Raw genomic sequence first — 6,757 nt, forward strand, 5'->3', positions numbered from 1 at the left:
ACCGGAACGAGGAGGACGGACGCCGGAACAGCACAGATCGCGACCGGAACGCGAGGACGGACGCCGGAACAGCACAGATCGCGACCGGAACGAGGAGGACGGACGCCGGAACAGCACAGATCGCGACCGGAGCGGGCTGTGTGAGGGCGGTGTGCGGCGCGTGCGGCCACGAGGCCCAGCACGTCGCCGCGGTCACAAGTGCGTCGGGCCTCCGGGGCGGCCGACAACACCGGTGTCGGGGCCGTCGGGGCCGATCAGAATCCGAGGGCTCTGGCCAGCTTCGAGCCGGATGCCGCCTCCCGTCCGCCGGCGGCGAAGATCGCCTTCTCGGCGGCACTGAACAGCGCCTCGCGTCCGCCCTGGTCGACGGGGGCGGCGGGGCCGAGCTCGAGCTCCCACTCCCGCCACTCGCGCTGCACGCCCTGGCGAAGGTCGGTGGCGCGGACGCGGTCGTCGACGAACTCGGCGACGACGCCGCCTGGACCGCTGAGCTGGAAGGCCGTGCGGGTGTTCTCGATCCGCGCGAGCGGGCTCAGCGCGGCGGTCGTCCAGCGCGCGAGCGTCTCGCGCACAGCATCCGGAACCTGCTCGTCGTCGCCGAGCGGCCAGCCGATCTCGAGACGGCCGTCGCCGGATCGCGGCCCCTTGATGTGCCAGCCGGCATCCGGGCCGCCCGTGCGGCGGCGCAGGGCGACGCCGGCGCGCGAGAGCGCGGCGTCGTCGGTGTCGAGATAGTGGGCGTCGAGCTCGCGCACCTCTGCGTCGCTCACGCCGTCGACGCCGGGGATCCCCTGCCAGAGCGGCAGGGCGGTGTCGGCGTCGACGTCGTACTTGCGCTCGACCTCGACGACCCGCGACGGGCCGGAGAGCTCAGCCATCGCTCGGCGAGACGTCTTCGATGGGCTCGTCGAGGCGGTCGTCGATCGCGGTGGGGCCGCCGTGGAGTCGTGCGAGTGCCATGTGCTCACCTTAGCGCCGTGCGCGGACATCAGCCGATGGCGATGCCGATGACGGTTCCGATGATCATCCACGGGCCGAACGCGATGCGCGTCGAGCCGTTCGCCCGACGCAGCGCGATGAGCCCCAGTGCGTAGACGGCGGCGAGCACGAAGGCGGATGCCGCGCCCACCGCGAGGGCCGTCCAGCCGTGCCAGCCGAGCACGAGGCCGATGACGGCGGCGAGCTTGACATCACCGCCGCCCATGCCGGATCTGCTCGCCAGGCGCAGGAGCGCGTAGAACCCGCCGAGGATCAGCAGCCCGCACAGCGATCGGATCAGCGCCGCGCCGTCGCCTGTGGCCACTGCGTCCGCCACGACGGCGAGCAGCACGCCGCCCAGGGTCGGCAGCACGATGCGATCGGGCAGGCGATGCGTGCGGACGTCGATCGCGAGGAGCCAGATGCCGACGGCGAGCAGCACCGCGTGCACGAGGACGACGATGACGGTGCGCTGATCCATCCAGAAAGAGTAGGAGAAGTGCGGATGCCGCCGCGGAGTGCCTGTGGATAACCCCTGCCGCCGCATGCCCCGCCATTGTCCGACGTTCGAACTACAGTCATCACACCACTTGCTTTACTCGTACATAGATTCGAGAATGGAGATATGGGGAACATGGTCGCCACAGCGCTCTCCTCCTCGCCCGACGCCAGGGCGGGAGACATCCTGCGGCTGCGTCGCGAGATCAGCCGCATGCAGCGCCGACGCGCCGAGCATCGGCTGCTTCCGCTCGACCCCGCACTCTCGTCCCTGCTCCCCGATTCCGGGCTGGTCGCCGGCACGGCCTACACGATCTCCCCCTCGCCGGCACTCACGCTCGCCCTGCTCAGCGCCGCCTCCCGCCAGGGGCACTGGTGCGCGGTGGTCGGCATGCCCACGCTCGGCATCGAAGCCGCGGCCGCCTTCGGCATCGACCTGGCCCGGCTCGTGCTCGTCCCCGAGCCAGGGCCGCGCTGGCTGTCCGCGACCTCCGCCCTCGCCGAGGTCGTCCCGCTGATCGCCGTGGCCCCGCCCGCACGGGCGCGCGACGCCGATCTCTCCCGGCTGAACTCCCGGCTGCGCGATCGGGGCACGACGCTCCTCGTCGCCGAATCCGCGGCTTTCGACTCCTGGCCCGAATCGCAGGGCAGCATCCGCCTGAGCGATCCGCACTGGCACGGCCTCGGCGAGGGGTGGGGGCTCCTCTCCGGCTGCACCGCGACGGTGACCGCGCAGACCCGCCGTGATCCGAGACCGGCGCGCGTGCGGGTGGCGCTTCCCAGCGACCGCGGCGGCGTCGAGGCCGTGACGCCTGCCGAGACGGGCGCCCTCACCGCGCTGCCGCGGCGCGTCGACTCCCTGGCGGCGGCCGGATGACCTCCCCGCTGCGCGTCTTCGCCCTCTGGTTCCCCGACTGGCCGCTGCGCGCGGCACTGGGACCGCCCCCGCACCCGCCCACCGCCCTGGTGCAGGCGAACGAGATCGTGGCCTGCACCGCGTCGGCGCGCGAGCACGGGGTGCGCGTCGGGCAGCGGCGCCGAGAGGCGCAGGGGCGCTTCGCGGCCCTGCGAGTGCTCCCCCACGATCCGACGAGGGACGACCGGGCCTTCCTGCCGGTGCTGCGCCTCATCGAGCGGCACGCTCCGGAGGCGACGCTGCTGCGCCCAGGGCTCGCTGTGATCCGCTCGCGCGGGCTCTCCCGCTATCACGGCGGCGAGCGCGAAGCCGGCGATGCGCTGCTCGGCGTCCTCGCGGAGGCCGGGTACCCCGAGGTGCGCATCGGCGTGGCCGATGGGCCGTTCACCGCCGAGCTCGCCGCCCGGGGCGCGGGGACCTGCACGATCGTGCCCGCCGGAGGCTCCGCCGACTTCCTCTCCCCGCTACCCGTGCAGGCTCTGCGCGACGAGCAGCTCGCAGGACTGCTCGTGCGTCTGGGTGTCCGCACACTCGGCGGCTTCGCCGCCCTCGACGCGCTCGAGGTGCGCGATCGCTTCGGCGAGCGCGGGGCACGGCTGCACGCGCTGGCGGCCGGCGCAGACTCCCGGGTTCCGCCTCCGCGCCCTCCGGATCCTGAGCTCGTGCGCAGCGTGGAGTTCGAGCCCGCGCTGGCCGGGGCCGACCAGATCGCCTTCGCCGTGCGGCAGAGCGCCGATGCCGTCGTGCTCGCCCTCGATGCGGCAGGAGTCGTCTGCACCGAGGTGAGGATCGACCTCACCGACGACGACGATCAGGTCTTCTCCCGGTCCTGGCTGCATCCGACCTGCTTCGACGCCGCCGATCTCGTCGACCGGGTGCGCTGGCAGCTCGAGACGCTGGCGGCGGAGTCGGCGAAGGCCCCCGTCGACGAGGCCAGGGCGTTCGGGGGCATCATCGCGGTGCGCATCGCCCCGGTGGCGGTCGACGACGCCGCCCACCATCAGCCCGGCCTGTTCGGCGGTGCGGCAGACGATCGTCTTCATCACGCGCTCTCCCGCGTGCAGAGCATGCTCGGCCACGAGGGCGTGCTCACCGCCGCCGTCGCCGGCGGACGCTGGCTCGCCGATCGCCAGGTGCTCACCCCGTGGGGAGAGCGCGCCGTCGTGGCCCGCGACCCGGTGCGTCCGTGGCCGGGGAGCATCCCCGACCCGGTCCCCTCCGAGGTGTTCCGACCGCCTCGCCGCATCGCCGTGGAGTCGGCGTCCGGCGAGAGCATCGGCGTCGACGGGCGCGGATTGCTGTCGGCCGCCCCCGCGCGCGTCGACGGGAGCGGAGTGCGGGCCTGGGCGGGCCCATGGCCGATCAGCGAGCGGCGGTGGGCCGCAGACGGCGGCAGAAGCGGGCACCGGATGCAGCTCGTCGACGACCGCGACCGCGCCTGGTTGGTGTTCTGCACCGGAGGGCGCTGGTGGGTCGAGGGGAGGTACCGCTGATGGCCGGCTGGAACAACCCTCCGTTCACCTGGCACGAGATCGAACGCACCCTCAGCGGCGAGGAGCCGCGCGCCAGGCGCCCCGATCCGGGGCCGATCAGCCGCAAGCGCGACGTCCCGGTCCCGCCCCCGGTCCAGCGGCCGGAGGACGCCGTGCCCTATGCGGAGCTGCATGCGCACTCGTCGTTCTCCTTCCTCGACGGCGCCTCCTCGCCGCAGGAGCTGCTCGTCGAGGCCGAGCGGCTGGGCCTCGCGGCGCTGGCGCTCACCGATCACGACGGCTTCTACGGAGCGGCCAGGTTCGCCGAGGTCGCCGACATGATGAGCACCACGGTGCAGACCGTCTACGGCGCCGAGCTCTCCCTCGGCCTCGACGCCCCGCAGCGCGGGACCCCCGATCCGTTCGGCGACCATCTGCTCGTGCTCGCCGACGGCCTCGAGGGCTATCACCGGCTCTCCGGCGCCATCACGACCGCGCAGCTGCGCGGCGGAGAGAAGGGGCGGCCGGTGTACGACCTCGAAGAGCTCGCAGCCAGCGCGCAGGGGCACTGGACTATCCTCACCGGATGCCGCAAAGGCGCGGTGCGGAGGGGCCTCGAAGCCGGCGACGCCCTGACCCCGCTGCGACGGCTGGTCGGGCTGTTCGGCAGGGAACGGGTCGCCGTCGAGCTCTTCGACCACGGCGATCCGCTCGACACTCGACGCAACGATGAGCTCGCAGACCTCGCCCGGCGCCTGCGGCTACCAGTGCTCGCCACGAACAACGTGCACTACGCGACCCCGGAGCGGGCTGGTCTCGCCGAGGCCGTGGCCGCGGTGCGGGCGGTGCGCAGCATGGACGAGCTCGATGGCTGGCTGCCGGCGCACGGCGGGGCGCACCTGCGCAGCGGCGCCGAGATGACGGCGCGCTTCCGGCGCTACCCCGGGGCGATCTCGTACGGGCTCGAGGTGGCGGCGGCATCCGCCTTCCCCCTGATCCAGGCGAAGCCCGCGCTGCCGGAACTGCCGGTCCCGGATGGACACACCCCGATGAGCTGGCTGCGCCGGCTGGTGTGGGACGCCGTGCCGTCGACGTACCCGCACCTCACCGACGACGCCCGCGAGCGGATCGCCCGCGAGCTCGACGTCATCGAGGAGAAGAACTTCCCCGGCTACTTCCTCATCGTGCACGGCATCGTCACCGAGGCGAAGAAGCGCGGCATCCTCTGCCAGGGCCGGGGCTCTGCCGCGGCGAGCGCGGTCTGCTATCTGCTCGGCATCACCGCCATCGACCCCATCCTCTACCGGCTGCCGTTCGAGCGGTTCCTCGCGACGACCCGCCAGGAGGAGCCCGACATCGATGTCGACTTCGACTCCGGTCGGCGCGAGGAGATGATCCAGTGGACCTACGAGCAGTACGGCAGGGAGCGCGCGGCGCAGGTGGCGAACGTCATCCAGTACCGCCCGAAGAACGCGGTGCGCGACATGGCGAGGGCCCTCGGGTACACCCCAGGCCAGCAGGACTCCTGGTCGCGGCAGGTCGACGGCTGGTCGGCGGGGATCGAGGTCGGCGCCGACCACGACATCCCCGAGAACGTGCTCGAGTACGCCGGAGAGCTGCTGAAGGCGCCGCGGCACCTCGGCATCCACTCCGGCGGCATGGTGCTCACCGCGCGCCCGGTGGGCGAGGTGGTGCCCGTCGAGCACGCGCGGATGGAGAACCGCACGGTCATCCAGTGGGACAAGGACGACGCGGCGTCCATGGGACTGGTCAAGTTCGACCTGCTGGGATTGGGGATGCTGGCGGCGCTGCGGCACTGCTTCGACCTCATCCGCGATGCGACCGGCGAGGAGTGGAGGCTGGAGAGCATCCCCAAGGAGGAGCCGGCGGTCTACGACATGCTCTGCCGCGCCGATTCGATCGGGGTGTTCCAGGTCGAGTCCCGGGCGCAGATCGGTCTGCTCCCGCGCCTGCAGCCGCGGTGCTTCTACGACCTCGCGATCCAGATCGCCCTCATCCGCCCCGGCCCCATCCAGGGCGGAGCCGTGCATCCGTTCGTCAAGCGCAAGATGGCCAAGGATCAGCTCGACGAGGAGAACCGCGCGCGGGTCGCCCGTGGCGAGGAGCCGGTGGAGTTCGAGATCGCCTATCCGCACGCCGATCTGGCGCCGATCCTCGAACGCACCCTGGGGATCCCCATCTTCCAGGAGCAGCTGATCCAGATGGCGACCGCCATCGGCGACTGCACGGCCGACGAGGCCGACCTGCTGCGGCGGGCGATGGGATCCAAGCGCGGGCTGGAGAAGATCGAGCGGGTGCGCGACAAGCTGTACGCGGGAATGGCACGGCGGGGGCTGTCACCGGAGCAGTCCGACCGCATCTACGCGCAGATCCAGTCGTTCTCGAACTTCGGCTTCGCCGAGTCGCACTCCCTCTCGTTCGCCCTGCTCGTCTACGCCAGCTCCTGGTTGAAGCTGCATTACCCGGCGGCGTTCCTGGCGGGGCTGCTGCGCTCTCAGCCGATGGGCTTCTACTCGGCGTCCACGCTGACCGCCGACGCCCGCAGGCACGGGGTCGAGGTGCTCAGGCCCGATCTGCACGCCTCCGGGGCGACCGAGTCGCTCGAGCGGATCGGCCCGCAGGGCCCCTGGCTCGACTCCTGCCTGCTCGACCCGCAGCCGGCGGTGGCACGGTTCGACCGCTCCCTCCCCGACGAGTCGGCGGCTCATCGCCGTGACGGCGGCTTCGCCGTGCGGCTCGGCCTCGGCGGCGTGCGCGGCATCGGCGCGGCGATGGCCGCACGCATCGTCGCCGCGCGCGCGGCGCACGGCCGCTATCGCGACCTGGGCGACCTGGCACGGCGCACCGACGCGACGGCCGCCCAGCTGGAGGC

At 72.6% G+C, this 6,757-nt stretch carries 5 protein-coding genes; 3 read left to right on the forward strand and 2 right to left on the reverse strand.

Translation table 11 applies throughout. The features are described from left to right. Window positions 1-254 precede the first annotated feature (254 nt). The gene (locus QM568_RS05320) at window positions 255-878 is read right to left on the reverse strand and encodes a CYTH domain-containing protein (RefSeq protein WP_415136574.1); all 624 of its coding nucleotides are present in this window, start codon (window positions 876-878) and stop codon (window positions 255-257) included. A gap of 110 nt (window positions 879-988) precedes the next feature. Further along, window positions 989-1,459, reverse strand: coding sequence for a prepilin peptidase (locus QM568_RS05325; protein WP_415136576.1), 471 nt, complete (start codon window positions 1,457-1,459; stop codon window positions 989-991). A 144-nt stretch (window positions 1,460-1,603) separates the two neighbouring features. Between QM568_RS05325 and QM568_RS05330 the strand changes: the two genes are divergently transcribed. From QM568_RS05330 to QM568_RS05340, 3 genes are all read left to right on the forward strand, one after another. Beyond that, entirely contained in the window at window positions 1,604-2,353 is a 750-nt protein-coding gene (locus QM568_RS05330) for a hypothetical protein (RefSeq protein WP_415136578.1), read from the forward strand. Continuing rightward, entirely contained in the window at window positions 2,350-3,885 is a 1,536-nt protein-coding gene (locus QM568_RS05335) for a DNA polymerase Y family protein (protein WP_415136580.1), read from the forward strand. The genes QM568_RS05330 and QM568_RS05335 overlap by 4 nt, the downstream gene beginning before the upstream one ends. After that, on the forward strand, window positions 3,885-6,757 hold a 2,873-nt coding region (locus tag QM568_RS05340; RefSeq protein ID WP_415136582.1), incomplete at its 3' end, for an error-prone DNA polymerase. The genes QM568_RS05335 and QM568_RS05340, both read left to right, overlap by 1 nt.

This window comes from Microbacterium sp., assembly GCF_047607465.1.
Lineage (GTDB): Bacteria > Actinomycetota > Actinomycetes > Actinomycetales > Microbacteriaceae > Microbacterium.